Origin of the sequence: Variovorax humicola, from assembly GCF_037889915.1 — a bacterium.
GTDB lineage: Bacteria > Pseudomonadota > Gammaproteobacteria > Burkholderiales > Burkholderiaceae_C > Variovorax > Variovorax humicola.
Genome location: NZ_JBBKZV010000069.1, coordinates 1 through 13,144, shown reverse-complemented (window position 1 = coordinate 13,144; position 13,144 = coordinate 1). Strand labels below are relative to the sequence as shown.

Here is a 13,144-nt window from a genome sequence, read left to right as displayed (position 1 = left end):
TTCAAGCAGCGCATCGCTGGGCGAGTTCAAGGTGTCCAGGAAGCGGAAGCGCCGGGATTGGGGCGACAAGGCCTCGATGAACCTGCGCTCCATTTCGACATCGTCTTTGTGGATCGGGCGAATCAGCACACGGTCGCCGCCGCGCAGCATTTCATGCCAGCCGCCGCTCGCCCCGTTTTTGCTGGAGGCGGAATTACTGCTGGCCGCCTCGTCCATCGATGTCCTGATGTTGATCATGGTGTTTCCTTTGAGATCGCGAGTTGCTGCACCGCGGACACCACGCAGCGTCAGGGTTGCTCGATGCGTCTTCTGGAGCTAGGTGCTGGTATTCGTCATCACGATGCAGTCATGTCTAAAGCATGCGCCGGTTGTGGCAATCCAGTCTGTGCGGTGACGTACCTAGGTGCGATCGACCCTCAGTGCGACAGCAGCGCGCATCGATTCGGGCTCACCAGCAAGTCGCTGTGACGCCGCCCAGCGCCCCCTCGCGCGAGCGGTTGTGGCCGTACGCGCCGGCAACGATCAGGTCGATGTCGATGTCCCGGCCCAGGGTGTACAGCGCCTCGGCATCGTGACCGGTCGAGGACGACGCGATGCAGTCCGCCACAACGCGATGCCGCTGCAGCCAGGCGGCGGCACCAGCAGCACCGGTCGTCCGGCCTGCATGATGAGATCGTTGGTGTTGAGGTTGCGGGCAGCTTCGAGTGGAATGGAACGCGTCCGGAATGGCGCGCAGAAGTTTACCCTCGACCGTCGTGTGCATGCAGTCTGTTCGGTGTCGCGCATAGGGCCGGCCGGTCGGCGACGCCAATGGGCGCTGCGTCAGGTCACGGTTTGCGGGTTGTGCCAGCCGCCATCGTCCGCGATCAGGTGGTTCGCTGCGGGTGGGCCCCAAGTGCCCGGTGCATAGGCGATCGAATGCGGATGGTCGGCCAGCACCGGCTCCACCACCCGCCAGGCCGCCTCGATGGCCTCTTCGCCGGCGAAGAGGGAACGGTCGCCGGCCATGGCGTCGCCCAGCAGCCGTTCGTAGGGACTCTGCTCGCCCGGCTCTTCTTCGAGCAGCGAGAACTCGCGCTGTTCTCCTACAAATTCCTTACCTGCCCGTTTGACCCGTGCGGCGAGCGCAATCGTCGAATGCGGCGACAGATGAAAGCGAAGGTAGTTCGCGTCCTCGCGCACCGCCGAGTCGGCAAACAGGTTTTGCGGCGGCGCCCTGAGTCGCACCAGCACTTCGCACGCCGTCTCGGGCAGGTACTTTCCCGAGCGCAGGTACCACGGCACGCCGCCCCAGCGCCAGGAGTCGAGGTGGAGGCGGGCGGCGCAGTAGGTTTCGACATCGGAGTCCTTGGCCACTTGCGGCTCTCCGAGGTAGCCCTCGTATTGCCCCCGCACCATGTCGAGCGGTTGCAGCGGTCGCATGCTTTCGAAGACGCTGGTCTTCTCGCGATTGACAGCCTCGAAGCCGCGTCGCGCCGGTGGCTCCATCGCCAATAGCGCAACGATCTGGAGCAGGTGGTTCTGCACGACGTCACGCAGGCAGCCGGCGCTCTCGTAGAACGCGCCGCGGCCCTCCACGCCGAATTTCTCGGCCAGCGTGATCTGCACGCTCGCCACGTGGTTGCGGTTCCAGATCGGCTCGAGGAACGAGTTGGCAAAGCGGAAATAGAGGATGTTCATGATCGCTTCCTTGCCGAGAAAGTGATCGATGCGGAAGATTGCATCTTCGGGGAAGACTTCGAGCGCAATGCGGTTGAGTTCACGCGCCGAGGCCAGGTCGCGCCCGAACGGCTTCTCGACGACGACGCGTGCATCCGCGGCAAGCCCCGCTGCACCGAGCGCGCGGATGACGGTCGCAAACAGCGCGGGCGGTATCGCCAGGTAGTGCGCGGGGCGCCGTGCCGCGTCGAGGGTCTGCTTCAATGCGTCGAAAGTGCTGGCGTCGTTGTAATTGCCGCTGACGAATTGCAGCAACGACATCAACCGCTCGAAGGCCGGCGCATTGTCGACCCCGCCGTTGCCGTCGATGCTTGCCTTCACGCGCGCGCACAGCTGCTCGCGGCTCAATGAGGACGAGGCGATGCCGATCACCGGCACGTTCAATGCACCGCGCTTGCTCATCGCGTAGAGCGCCGGAAAGATCTGCTTGTGCGCCAGGTCGCCGGTCGCGCCGAAGACGACCAGTGCGTCGGACGGCAGCATGTTCACCTTCGGATTCATGGAGGTTGAACCTACACGGCCGTTGCGGCTTTATCTGTGCGCGAGCGCACACAGGATCACTCCATCAGAACCTCAGCAACAGCAGCTCCCTTGCGCCACGAAATGAAGGGCGCCGCGGCATGGTGTGCCAGCGCACAGACCGACGCCGGCGAGGGGCTTATGTTGGGACTGCAGTGCTGCCAGAAGACGCTGCAAGAACCGGACAACACCATGACAAGAACCCACCCGTACGAATTCGGCCTGGACAAGAACGAGGCCAACTTCGTGGCCTTGTCGCCGTTGAGCTTCATCGAGCGATCCGCCAGCGTCTATGCCGGGCACATCGCGCTGATCTACGGATCGCGACGGCAAACCTGGCGCGACACGTATGCGCGCTGTCGCCGACTGGCGAGTGCGCTCGTGCAACGCGGCGTGGGCGTCGGTGACACCGTCGCGGTCATGCTGCCCAATGTGCCAGCGATGTTCGAGGTCCATTTCGGTGTGCCTATGACGGGCGCCGTGCTCAACACACTCAACACGCGGCTCGATGCGGAGACCATCGCCTTCATGCTGCAACACGGTCAGGCCAAGGTGCTGCTGACCGACCGCGAATTCGCGGGCGTGATCGAGAAGGCCCTCGTGATGGTCGGCGACAGGCGGCCCTTCGTGATCGAGGTAGAGGACGAGGACGCACCGGCCGGTAATTCGCTCGGCGATGTCTCCTACGAGTCTTTCCTCTCGCATGGCGACCCCGGCTTTCGCTGGAAGCTGCCTTCCGACGAGTGGGATGCCATCGCCTTGAACTACACCTCCGGTACCACCGGCAACCCCAAGGGCGTGGTGACACATCACCGCGGCGCCTACCTCAACGCCGTTTCAAACGTCGTGACATGGGAGATGCCGCGCCACCCGGTATACCTGTGGACGTTGCCGATGTTCCATTGCAACGGCTGGTGCTTCCCGTGGACACTGGCCTTGCAGTCCGGCGCCAGCGTTTGCCTGCGCAAGTTCGAACCGGGGGTGGTCTTCGACCTGATCCGCGAGCACAAGGTCACCCACCTGTGCGGTGCGCCCATCGTGTACGGCATGCTTATCAACGCGCCTGCAGAGCAGCGCGCCGGGATCGGCCATGCGATCAAGGGCCTGATCGCCGGATCGGCACCGCCAGCCGCCATCATCGAAGGCTGCGAACAGATGGGCATCGCCATCACCCACGTCTACGGCCTGACCGAGGTCTACGGCCCGGCGGCGGTATGCGCCCAACAGGTCGAGTGGGCGGCGCTCCCGGTGGGCGAGCGCGCCCGCCTGAATGCGCGCCAGGGCGTGGCCTATCCGATGCAGGAGGCCATCGCCGTGCTCTCGCCCGACACGATGGAGCCGGTGCCGGCGGACGGGGAGACGGTCGGCGAGATCTTCTTCCGTGGCAACCTGGTGATGAAGGGCTACCTGAAGAACGCGCAGGCCACGCAGGAAGCGTTTGCCGGCGGTTGGTTCCACACGGGCGACCTGGCGGTGACGCAGTCCGACGGCTACGTGAAGATCAAGGATCGCAGCAAGGACGTGATCATCTCCGGCGGCGAGAACATTTCCAGCGTCGAGGTCGAGGAGGTGCTGTATCGCCATTCCGCGGTGCTCGCGGCCGCCGTCGTGGCCAAGCCGGATGAGAAGTGGGGCGAGGTGGCCGCGGCCTTCGTCGAACTGCGCGAGGGCGCCACGGTGACGGAGGCGGAAATCATCGCGCATTGCCGCGCGGAGATGGCGCGATTCAAGGTTCCCAAGCAGGTCATCTTCGGTGTGTTGCCCAAGACCTCCACCGGCAAGATTCAAAAATTCGTGTTGCGCGAGCAGCTGCATTCGGCTGCGGCCATCGTGTGAGTGCTGTCATGAATTTCTACTCACCCCCTCTGCACGAGATGCTGTTTGCCATGAAAGAGCACGGCGGCTTGGACGCAGTGCTTGCCCAGGTCGGCAATGAAGAGGTCACGGACGACCTGGTCGAGGCGATCCTCGAGGAAGCGTCGAGATTTGCGAGCGACGTGCTGGCGCCCATCAATGCCCGGGGCGACACCCAGGGCTGTCGATGGAACAACGGCGTCGTGACCACCGCCGACGGGTTCAGGCACGCGTACTCCGGCTTTTGCGACAGCGGATGGAACGGCATGCCCTCGGGCACCGAGTTCGGCGGGCAAGGCATGCCCACGCTGGTGTCGACCGCGGTGCTCGAAATGTGGAAGGCGTCGAACATGGCGTTCTCGCTGTGCCAGATGCTCACGCTCGGCGCCGTGGAGGCCATCACGCATCACGGCAGCGAGGAACTGAGGCAGCGTTACCTGCCGGCGATGATCGAAGGCCGCTGGACCGGCACCATGAATATCACCGAGCCGCAAGCGGGCTCCGACCTCGCGGCAATCCGCACCAAGGCCATCCGGGATGGAGACCACTACCGCATCAGCGGCACGAAGATCTTCATTACCTGGGGCGAGCACGACATGGCCGAGAACATCATCCACCTCGTGCTGGCGCGCCTGCCCGATGCGCCGCCGGGCGTGAAGGGCATCTCCTTGTTTGTCTGCCCCAAGTTCCTTGTCAATGCCGACGGATCGCTTGGCGAGCGCAACGACCTCGTGTGCGCCTCGATCGAACACAAGATCGGCATTCACGGCAGCGCCACCGCAGTGATGTCGTTCGGCGAGGGGCCGGGCGCGATCGGCTGGCTGGTCGGCGAGCCGCATAAGGGGCTCGCGTGCATGTTCACGATGATGAACCACGCGCGGCTGAACGTGGGCCTCGAAGGCGTGGCCATCTCCGACCGCGCCTACCAGAAGGCCCGGCAGTTCGCGCTTGACCGCGTGCAGGGCAAGACGCTCGGCCGTGAAGGCGCATCCAACGCGACCATCATCGGCCACCCGGACGTGCGCCGCATGCTGATGGACATGAAGGCGCGTGTTGAAGCGATGCGCGCGCTGGCCTACTACACAGCCGGCCAGATGGACCGTGCCCACGGCCACGAAGATCCTTCAACGCGGCAAAAGGCACAGACGCTGGTCGACCTGCTGATCCCGGTCGTCAAGGGCTGGTGCACTGATAACGCGCTGGGCATTACGTCGGACGGCGTGCAGATCCACGGCGGCATGGGATTTATCGAAGAGACCGGCGCGTCGCAGCACATGCGGGATGCGCGAATCACGACCATCTACGAGGGAACGACGGGCATCCAAGCCAACGACCTCATCGGGCGCAAGCTGACGCGCGATGGCGGCGCAGCGATGAAGGAACTGATTGCGACGATGCAAGCCGACGTCGAGTCGCTTCGTGCGGCGGGCGCGGCCGAAGACGCGATGCTCGAGGGCATAGCGCTTGCGGTTGGCAATGGGCTGCGTGCGCTCACCGAAGCCAGTGACTGGCTGCTGGCCGCGTCACCGCGCGACGCCGCGGCCGGGGCGGTGCCGTATCTGCGGCTGTGTGGCACGGTGATTGCCGGCTGGTTGACAGCGCGGGCCGCGCAGGTCGCCACGCTGCGGTTGGCGCGCGGCGACGCGGACGCCGCTTTCCTCAACGCCAAGCGCATCACGGCGCACCACTATGCGATGCATGTTCTGACCGGGGCCGACGCATTGCGCGACACGGTCTTGCATGGGGCGTCCACCACGCTGGGATTGACCGATGCCCAGTTCTAGCAACCGAACCCATTGAGACAAGACACATGAATGATATGAACGGCTATGACGTCGAAGACTTGAAGGTGGGCATGAGCGCGACCTTCTCGAAGACCATCACCGAGGCCGACATCGTTTTGTTTGCCGGCGTCTCGGGTGACAACAACGCGCTGCATGTGAACCAGGAGTTCGCGGCGACAACGCGCTTCGGCGGCCGCATCGCGCATGGCTTCCTCACGGCCAGCGTGATTTCCGCGGCGGTGGCCAATCACCTTCCCGGACCCGGCACGATCTATCTCAGCCAGTTGCTGAATTTCCGGGCGCCGGTGCACATTGGCGAAACGGTGCACGCCAGTGTGAGCGTCAAGTCTGTAGACCTCATTCGCCGCCGCGTGACGCTTGAAACCATCTGCACAGTCGGGGAGACCGTGGTGATCGACGGCGAGGCGTTGGTGATGACAACCTCATCGGCCAGGCGCCCGGCCTCGGTCGCTGCCGTGCAAACGCAGCAGACGCCCGCGCTCAGCCTGGTTTGAATGCGGACGGCCTCCAAGGAGAAGACCATGCTTCGACAACAACCCCGACCCCGGTCACCGATACCCGGATCATCATGTCCGACCCGACCGCGCTGGGCGTGTTTGGCCTGTCAATGATCACCTTCGTGGCGTCTTCCCAGAAATTGGGCTGGACCAGCGGCAGCGTCTACCTGATTCCCTGGGCGCTGTTTCTGGGTTCGATCGCGCAGGTCTGGGCGTCCAGTGTCGACTTCAAGAAGAACAACTACTTCGGCGCCATTGTGCTGGGCGCCTATGGCCTTTTCTGGGGCGCCGTGGCCATGCACTGGGCCATCAGCCTTGGCTGGTTCGGCGCGGTCGGCGCCAACGCCGACCCCAGGCAGCTTGGCGTGGCATGCATGGGCTTCTTCGTCTTCTCGTTGTTCATCATGGTCGCGGCATTCGAGGCGAACAAGGTGTTTGCCGCCATCCTGGTGATGATCAACGTGCTGCTGCCGTCACTGGCGCTGAGCATCTTCGGCATCAACGCGCCGTTCTTCGGGGCGCTCGCCGCATATTCGGAACTGGCGATTTCGTTGCTTGGCTTCTACTGTGCGGGCGCAGTATTTCTGAATAGCTATTTCGGCCGTGAACTCCTGCCGCTCGGCAAGCCGTTCGGCTTTATCCGCAAAGGTCCGGCCACGCCGCCGGCCAAGGTGGTGCGCGTGATCGAACCGGTGGGCCTTCTCGCGAAGGCGCTGGTTTAACCGCGGAAGCAAATCATCTTCCGTGCGCGGAGCTGCGCCCAAACCGGCGTCCGTGAAGGTCGACCAGGATTGGCGGTAGCGCCAGGATGGCGCAATGGATGAAGAGTTTGTCCCGGTTGGCCTTGACGAAGTGCACGCTGTTGGCCGTCTCGTTGCGATTCCAGTAGACCAGCCGGCCCAACTCGATGCCGATGTCGGTTGCGATACCGGTCATGTGGGTCGTTCGGATCTCGGCGCCGGAGATCTTGGTGATGATGGCGTTCTGCAAGCCCATGATGAAGCACAGCAGCAGCACGGTGGACGGCACCAGAAGATGGGGCAATGAGGCGTGATTCGCGCCCACCAGGCCGAACAGCAGCAGCAGCGCCGCCTCGACCATCAGGGCCAGCGCGAACTTGCTGTGTAGCCTGTGGCGCCGTGCCCAGTTGATCAGGAGGGTACTGCAGGCGGCGCCGGTCATGAATGTCGCAAGCGCTGCAACGCCTGCGAGCGCCATCGCCATGCTGCCGATGGCCAGGTCGTCGGCGATCGACGACACGATGCCTGTCATGTGGGAGGTGTAGCGGTGCACGGCGAGAAAGCCGCCTGCGTTGATCGCACCCGCAACGGCGGCGAGCACGCAGCCCAACTGGCGATTGGCGGCCTGGGTGCGCCGCCTGCCGACCAGCCCGTACAAGAGGTTCGCCCATCGCGCAGTCATGTCGAATATGTTGTAGTCCGGCGGCGTAAACGGGTCTGTGCGCTACCGAACTATTTGTCTCGTCGGTGCACTGGCGCACCGACAATGTTCGACGCGTGGGTCTACAAGGGGTGCAGCGCGTGGACATGCAATCGTCACAGGCACACCTACACGAAAAGAGAAATGAAATGACCCAACGAGACGTTGTGATTCTGGGCGCTGCCCGCTCGGCGATTGGCACTTTCGGCGGCGGCCTGGCCGACCTAGAGCCGGCGGAACTGGCGGGCACCGTGATGAAGGAAGCTGTCAGTCGCTCGGGCGTCGACCCGAAGGCCATCAACTACGTGACCGTCGGCAACACGATCCCCACCGACCACCGCTTTGCCTACGTTGCGAGGGTCGCGGCCATCCAGGCCGGGCTGCCGATGGATTCCGTCGCCATGTCCGTCAATCGCCTGTGTTCGTCGGGCCTTCAAGGCATCGTGACGACAGCGCAGCAGATCTTGCTCGGCGACTGCGACTATGGCGTGGGAGGGGGCGTCGAAGTGATGAGCCGCGGCGGCTACATGTCTCCCGCGATGCGCAATGGCGCGCGCATGGGCGACACCAAGATGATCGACATGATGGTCGCAACACTGACCGATCCATTCGGCGTGGGCCACATGGGCATCACTGCCGAAAACCTGGTGGTCAAATGGGGCATCACCCGCGAGGAGCAGGATGCCTTGGCCGTCGAATCGCATCGACGCGCTGCAGCCGCCATTTCGGAAGGGCGCTTCAAGTCGCAGATCGTGCCCATCGTCAAGCAGACACGCAAGGGTGAGGTCACCTTCGACACCGACGAGCATGTCAAGGCGATGACATCAATGGAGACGCTGGGGAAGATGAAGCCGGCCTTCAAGAAGGACGGCTCTGTGACAGCAGGCAACGCGTCGGGCATCAATGATGGCGCGGCATTCTTCGTGCTGGCCGATGCGAGCGTGGCGGCAGCGGCCGGCCACAAGCCGATGGCCCGTCTGGTGTCGTATGCGGTGGCCGGTGTGCCGAACGAGATAATGGGCGAGGGACCGATCCCCGCGACCCGGCTGGCCTTGAAGAAGGGCGGCATGGCGCTCGAACAGATGGACGTGATCGAAAGCAACGAAGCTTTTGCTGCGCAAGCCATCGCGGTATCGCGTGGGCTGGAGTTCGATATGAAGAAAGTCAATCCGAACGGGGGCGCGATTGCGCTGGGCCATCCCATCGGATGCTCCGGTGCGTTCCTCGCGACCAAGGCCATCTACGAGTTGCACCGCACGGGCGGGCGTTATGCGCTGGTGACGATGTGCATTGGTGGTGGCCAGGGTATTGCCGCCATCTTCGAGCGCCTCTGATTCGGGGCCGAGCCGGACGCGGAAGGAAGAACTTCCACTTTCTTCATGCGCACAGTTCTGACCCAGGGCTTTTCCACTTTCCTGCGACGCCGCCGCGCGCAGCGGCACTTTGCGCGTCCGCCCATCCTCGACACAATCGCCGCACACGCGCGCCTTGCCGCAACGCCGGTTGCCTTGTCGGACGAGATGTCCCTTGTGGCAGCCGAAGCGCCGGCCGCCGCGCTCGCGAGGCTGCGCTCGCGCGAAAGCGGACTGACCCGGGCGGAGGCCGCCGACCGCCTTGCAAAGGTGGGCCCCAACGAAGTCGAGCACGAGAAACCGTTGCCGGCCTGGCTGCACCTCTGGCGCTGCTACCTGAACCCTTTCAACGTGTTGCTCACCGCGCTCGGCGGGCTGTCGTGGTTGAGTGCGGATGCGAAGGCGACCGTCGTCATCAGCGCGATGGTGGCGCTGAGCACCATCATCCGTTTCGTGCAGGAAGGGCGTTCCCACCGGGCAGCCGAGTCGCTTCGGGCGATGGTGAGCAACAAGGCTACGGTGATTCGCGCCGGGCCCGCCGCGAGTGAACCGTCCGCGCGCGTCGAGATACCGCAGCGCGAACTGGTGCCGGGCGACCTGGTCGCACTCTCGGCCGGGGACATGATCCCGGCCGACTGTCGCGTGCTCACCGCACGCGACCTGTTCGTTGGCCAGGCCGCGATGACGGGCGAATCGCTGCCAGTGGAGAAGTTTGTCGAGCACCACGGCGATGCGACTGGCGTGCTGGAGCAGGCCAACCTAGTCTTCATGGGCACCAACGTCGTCTCCGGCGCAGCCACGGCACTGGTGGTGATGACCGGAAGCCGAACGTACTTCGGCGCGCTGGCATCCCGCGTGTTGGCGGTCGACCCGCAGCCCAATGCATTCCAGGCGGGCGTCAACAGCGTCAGCTGGCTGCTGATCCGCTTCGCAATGGTGATGGTGCCGATCGTGCTGCTGGTCAATGGCTTCACCAAGGGCGACTGGTTGCAGGCCTTCCTGTTCGCGCTGTCGGTGGCGGTGGGGCTGACGCCCGAGATGCTGCTGATGATCGTCACCTCCACGCTGGCCAAGGGCGCGGTGATGCTGTCGCGCAAGAAGGTGGTCGTCAAGCGCCTCGATGCGATCCAGAACTTTGGCGCGATGGACGTGCTTTGCACCGACAAGACGGGCACGTTGACGCAGGACAAGATCGCGGTCGCACGCAAGACCGACCCATTCGGCCAACCGTCCACCGAGGTGCTGGAGTTCGCGTTCCTGAACAGCTACTACCAGACCGGCCTGAAGAACCTGCTCGATCGCGCGGTGCTCGACAACGTGGACCTCCCCGCCGAACTCAAGTTGAAGGAGGACTACCGCAAGGTTGACGAGATCCCGTTCGATTTCGTACGCCGGTGCATGTCGGTGGTGGTGTCCGAGCGGGACGATCACCATGAGCTGATCTGCAAGGGTGCGCTCGAGGAGATCCTGGCCATCTGCACCAGGGTTCGGGTGACCGGGGCCGCCGGCATTCCGGGCAAGCCTTGCGACCCGCCACTCGATGCGGCCGCGATGACGCGAATATTGGCCTTCACACACGGGCTCAACCAGGAAGGCCTGCGTGTGGTGGCGGTGGCGATGAAGGAGATGCCACCCACCCAGACCACGTATTCCGTCGCGGATGAAACCGGCCTCACGCTGGTCGGCTACATCTCCTTCCTCGATCCGCCGAAAGAGTCCAGTGCACCGGCGCTGAAGAGGCTCGCGGCGCACGGCATCGTGGTCAAGGTGCTGACCGGCGACAACGAGTTCGTGTCGAAGCACGTCTGCCATCAGGTGGGCCTGCCGTCCGACCAGGTGCTGCTGGGCCCGCAGATCGAGGCGATGGATGACGCCACGCTGGCGCGCGCCGCCGAGGAGCACCGCCTGTTCGCCAAGCTGACGCCGCTGCAAAAGGAGCGCATCGTGCGCGCGCTGCGCGCCAACGGCCACGTGGTCGGCTTCATGGGCGACGGCATCAACGACGCGCCGGCGTTGCGCGCGGCCGACATTGGCATCTCGGTGGACTCGGCCGTCGATATCGCCAAGGAGGCGGCCGACATCATCCTGCTGGAGAAGAGCCTGCTGGTGCTGGACGACGGCGTGATCGAGGGCCGCAGCACCTTCTGCAACATGCTCAAGTACATCCGGATGACTGCCAGTTCGAACTTCGGCAATGTGCTGTCGGTTCTGGTGGCCAGCGCCTTCCTGCCTTTCCTGCCGATGCTGCCGCTGCAACTGCTGGTGCAGAACCTGTTGTACGACTTCAGCCAGACCGGCATTCCGTTCGACAACGTCGATGCGGAACTCGTTGCCAGGCCGCTCCAGTGGAACCCGGCGGACATCGGCCGGTTCATGGTCGTCTTCGGGCCGGTCAGCTCGGTGTTCGACATCTGCACTTTCGCGCTGATGTGGTGGGTGTTCAAGGCGAACACGCTGGCCAGCCAGACGCAGTTCCAGACTGGCTGGTTCGTCGTGGGGCTGCTGACGCAAACGTTGATCGTGCACATGATCCGCACGCCCAAGCTGCCCTTCATCCAAAGCCGCGCCTCCGCCCCGCTGATCGGCATGACTGTCGCGATCATGGTCATCGGCCTGTGGTTGCCCATGGGGCCGCTTGCCGCGTACTTCAAGCTCCAGGCGTTGCCGGCAGCCTACTTTTCCTGGCTCTGCGCCATCCTCGTGGCGTACTGTGCGCTCACGACGGTGGTGAAGCGGTTCTACAGCCGAAGCTTCGGCTGGCAATGAGCGCTATGGCCTACGAGGGGCGATCCGCAGCGAGCTGACTGAATTGGTCAGTGCCTTGCGACTCTTTTGATTCGGATGTTCGCGTCGCGGGTACCGCGCGGCACCGCACATAGGCATTGCCGCAATGCCTACGCTGGCTTCGTCGAGAGCGCCGCGGGAGGGGCGCTCCGACTGGTTTGCGGTGACTGCCTTGCTGCGGAGTTGCCTCCTATGCCCAAATCTCCCGACCCCCTTAAAAATCGCCTGCTTGCCACGCTGGCCGAGGCCGAGCGGCAGCGTTGGTTCCCGCAACTCGAATCGATCGACATGCCGCTGGGGCAGGTGCCGTACGAATCGGGAAGAACGCTCAGCCATGTGTACTTTCCGACCACCTCGATCGTGTCGTTGCTGTACGTGATGGCGAACGGCGCATCGGCCGAGATCGCGGTGGTGGGCAACGAAGGCATCGTCGGCATCTCGCTCTTCATGGGCGGCGAATCGACGCCCAGCCGCGCGGTGGTGCAGAGCGCCGGCCAGGGATTTCGCCTGAAGGCAGACCTCATGAAAGAGGAGTTCAACCGGGCCGGCCCGGTGCTGCACCTGCTGCTGCGCTCTACGCAGGCCTTGATCACGCAGATGGCGCAGACAGCGGTGTGCAACCGGCACCATTCGCTGGATCAGCAACTGTGCCGCTGGCCCCTGCTGAGCCTCGACCGCCTGCAGGGCAGCGAACTCGTGATGACGCAGGAGCTGATTGCCAACATGCTCGGCGTTCGGCGCGAGGGCGTGACGGAGGGCGCGCTCAAGTTGCAACAGGCCGGCCTGATCCGCTATGCGCGAGGCCACATCTCGGTGCTGGATCGTGCGGGGCTGGAGATGCGTACCTGCGAGTGCTATGCAGGTCGTCAAGTCCGAGTACGACCGATTGCTTCCGGCGACGACTGCGGCCTAATCGTACTGTGTCAGTAAATATGGACTTCTTCTGAATCGGGCGTGTCCACGAGCTATGGTTTGCGCGGCGCTTGCGCATCAAGGAGGCGTTCCGTCTCCTGCTCCCAGTCCTGCATGAGCTTCTTTGCCTTGCGATGGTTGGCAATGGCGATCTCCAGGATGGCGGCTTGCTCGGGCGAGACCGTGCGGTGAACCAGCTTGCCGCCCTTCATGTGCCCCCACTCGAAGTAAGGGCCGTGGCGAGCGTCCGGATCGCTGGCGC

The 13,144-nt window shown here is 64.1% G+C and carries 10 protein-coding genes and 2 pseudogenes; 7 read left to right on the top strand and 5 right to left on the bottom strand.

Annotated features, from left to right (window positions below):
• From WKW80_RS36540 to zwf, 3 genes and pseudogenes are all read right to left on the bottom strand, one after another.
• A pseudogene (locus WKW80_RS36540) lies at positions 1 to 237 on the bottom strand (hypothetical protein); the annotation flags it as partial.
• A gap of 211 nt (positions 238 to 448) precedes the next feature.
• The gene (locus WKW80_RS36535; protein WP_340368451.1) at positions 449 to 763 is read right to left on the bottom strand and encodes a universal stress protein; all 315 of its coding nucleotides are present in this window, start codon (positions 761 to 763) and stop codon (positions 449 to 451) included.
• Positions 764 to 822: 59 nt separating this feature from the next.
• Positions 823 to 2,220: a glucose-6-phosphate dehydrogenase gene (gene zwf, locus WKW80_RS36530; protein WP_340368450.1), complete on the bottom strand. Its 1,398-nt coding sequence runs from the start codon at positions 2,218 to 2,220 to the stop codon at positions 823 to 825.
• Between the two features lie 210 nt (positions 2,221 to 2,430).
• Here zwf and WKW80_RS36525 point away from each other — a divergent pair, with 210 nt between their 5' ends.
• The 4 genes from WKW80_RS36525 (at position 2,431) to WKW80_RS36510 (ending at position 7,116) form a co-directional block, all read left to right on the top strand.
• On the top strand, positions 2,431 to 4,074 hold the full coding sequence (locus tag WKW80_RS36525) for an acyl-CoA synthetase (protein ID WP_340368449.1): 1,644 nt from the start codon (positions 2,431 to 2,433) through the stop codon (positions 4,072 to 4,074).
• Positions 4,075 to 4,082: 8 nt separating this feature from the next.
• The gene (locus WKW80_RS36520) at positions 4,083 to 5,876 is read left to right on the top strand and encodes an acyl-CoA dehydrogenase family protein (protein ID WP_340368448.1); all 1,794 of its coding nucleotides are present in this window, start codon (positions 4,083 to 4,085) and stop codon (positions 5,874 to 5,876) included.
• Positions 5,877 to 5,902: 26 nt separating this feature from the next.
• A complete protein-coding gene (locus WKW80_RS36515) occupies positions 5,903 to 6,391 on the top strand; it encodes a MaoC family dehydratase (protein ID WP_340368447.1) in 489 nt (162 codons plus the stop codon).
• 74 nt (positions 6,392 to 6,465) lie between these two features.
• On the top strand, positions 6,466 to 7,116 hold the full coding sequence (locus WKW80_RS36510) for an acetate uptake transporter (protein WP_340368446.1): 651 nt from the start codon (positions 6,466 to 6,468) through the stop codon (positions 7,114 to 7,116).
• Between the two features lie 13 nt (positions 7,117 to 7,129).
• On the opposite strand, the gene WKW80_RS36505 is transcribed toward WKW80_RS36510, so the two are convergent.
• On the bottom strand, positions 7,130 to 7,816 hold the full coding sequence (locus tag WKW80_RS36505) for a YoaK family protein (RefSeq protein WP_340368445.1): 687 nt from the start codon (positions 7,814 to 7,816) through the stop codon (positions 7,130 to 7,132).
• A 167-nt stretch (positions 7,817 to 7,983) separates the two neighbouring features.
• Here WKW80_RS36505 and WKW80_RS36500 point away from each other — a divergent pair, with 167 nt between their 5' ends.
• The 3 genes and pseudogenes from WKW80_RS36500 to WKW80_RS36490 all read left to right on the top strand — a co-directional run bounded on the left by WKW80_RS36500 (position 7,984) and on the right by WKW80_RS36490 (position 12,883).
• Entirely contained in the window at positions 7,984 to 9,168 is a 1,185-nt protein-coding gene (locus tag WKW80_RS36500; RefSeq protein ID WP_340368444.1) for an acetyl-CoA C-acyltransferase family protein, read from the top strand.
• Between the two features lie 45 nt (positions 9,169 to 9,213).
• Positions 9,214 to 11,952, top strand: coding sequence for a magnesium-translocating P-type ATPase (gene mgtA / locus WKW80_RS36495; protein ID WP_340368443.1), 2,739 nt, complete (start codon positions 9,214 to 9,216; stop codon positions 11,950 to 11,952).
• Between the two features lie 210 nt (positions 11,953 to 12,162).
• A pseudogene (locus tag WKW80_RS36490) lies at positions 12,163 to 12,883 on the top strand (Crp/Fnr family transcriptional regulator).
• Positions 12,884 to 12,935: 52 nt separating this feature from the next.
• Here WKW80_RS36490 and WKW80_RS36485 read toward each other — a convergent pair.
• Positions 12,936 to 13,144 (bottom strand): DUF6788 family protein (locus WKW80_RS36485; protein ID WP_340368442.1); only part of this gene is annotated, 209 nt, incomplete at its 5' end.

What these genes read in the sequence shown, in the direction of transcription:
- WKW80_RS36535 (WP_340368451.1), bottom strand. Translation starts at nt 763, where the DNA reads ATGCACACGACGGTCGAGGGTAAACTTCTGCGCGCCATTCCGGACGCG.
- zwf (WP_340368450.1), bottom strand. Translation starts at nt 2,220, where the DNA reads ATGAATCCGAAGGTGAACATGCTGCCGTCCGACGCACTGGTCGTCTTC.
- WKW80_RS36525 (WP_340368449.1), top strand. Translation starts at nt 2,431, where the DNA reads ATGACAAGAACCCACCCGTACGAATTCGGCCTGGACAAGAACGAGGCC.
- WKW80_RS36520 (WP_340368448.1), top strand. Translation starts at nt 4,083, where the DNA reads ATGAATTTCTACTCACCCCCTCTGCACGAGATGCTGTTTGCCATGAAA.
- WKW80_RS36515 (WP_340368447.1), top strand. Translation starts at nt 5,903, where the DNA reads ATGAATGATATGAACGGCTATGACGTCGAAGACTTGAAGGTGGGCATG.
- WKW80_RS36510 (WP_340368446.1), top strand. Translation starts at nt 6,466, where the DNA reads ATGTCCGACCCGACCGCGCTGGGCGTGTTTGGCCTGTCAATGATCACC.
- WKW80_RS36505 (WP_340368445.1), bottom strand. Translation starts at nt 7,816, where the DNA reads ATGACTGCGCGATGGGCGAACCTCTTGTACGGGCTGGTCGGCAGGCGG.
- WKW80_RS36500 (WP_340368444.1), top strand. Translation starts at nt 7,984, where the DNA reads ATGACCCAACGAGACGTTGTGATTCTGGGCGCTGCCCGCTCGGCGATT.
- mgtA (WP_340368443.1), top strand. Translation starts at nt 9,214, where the DNA reads ATGCGCACAGTTCTGACCCAGGGCTTTTCCACTTTCCTGCGACGCCGC.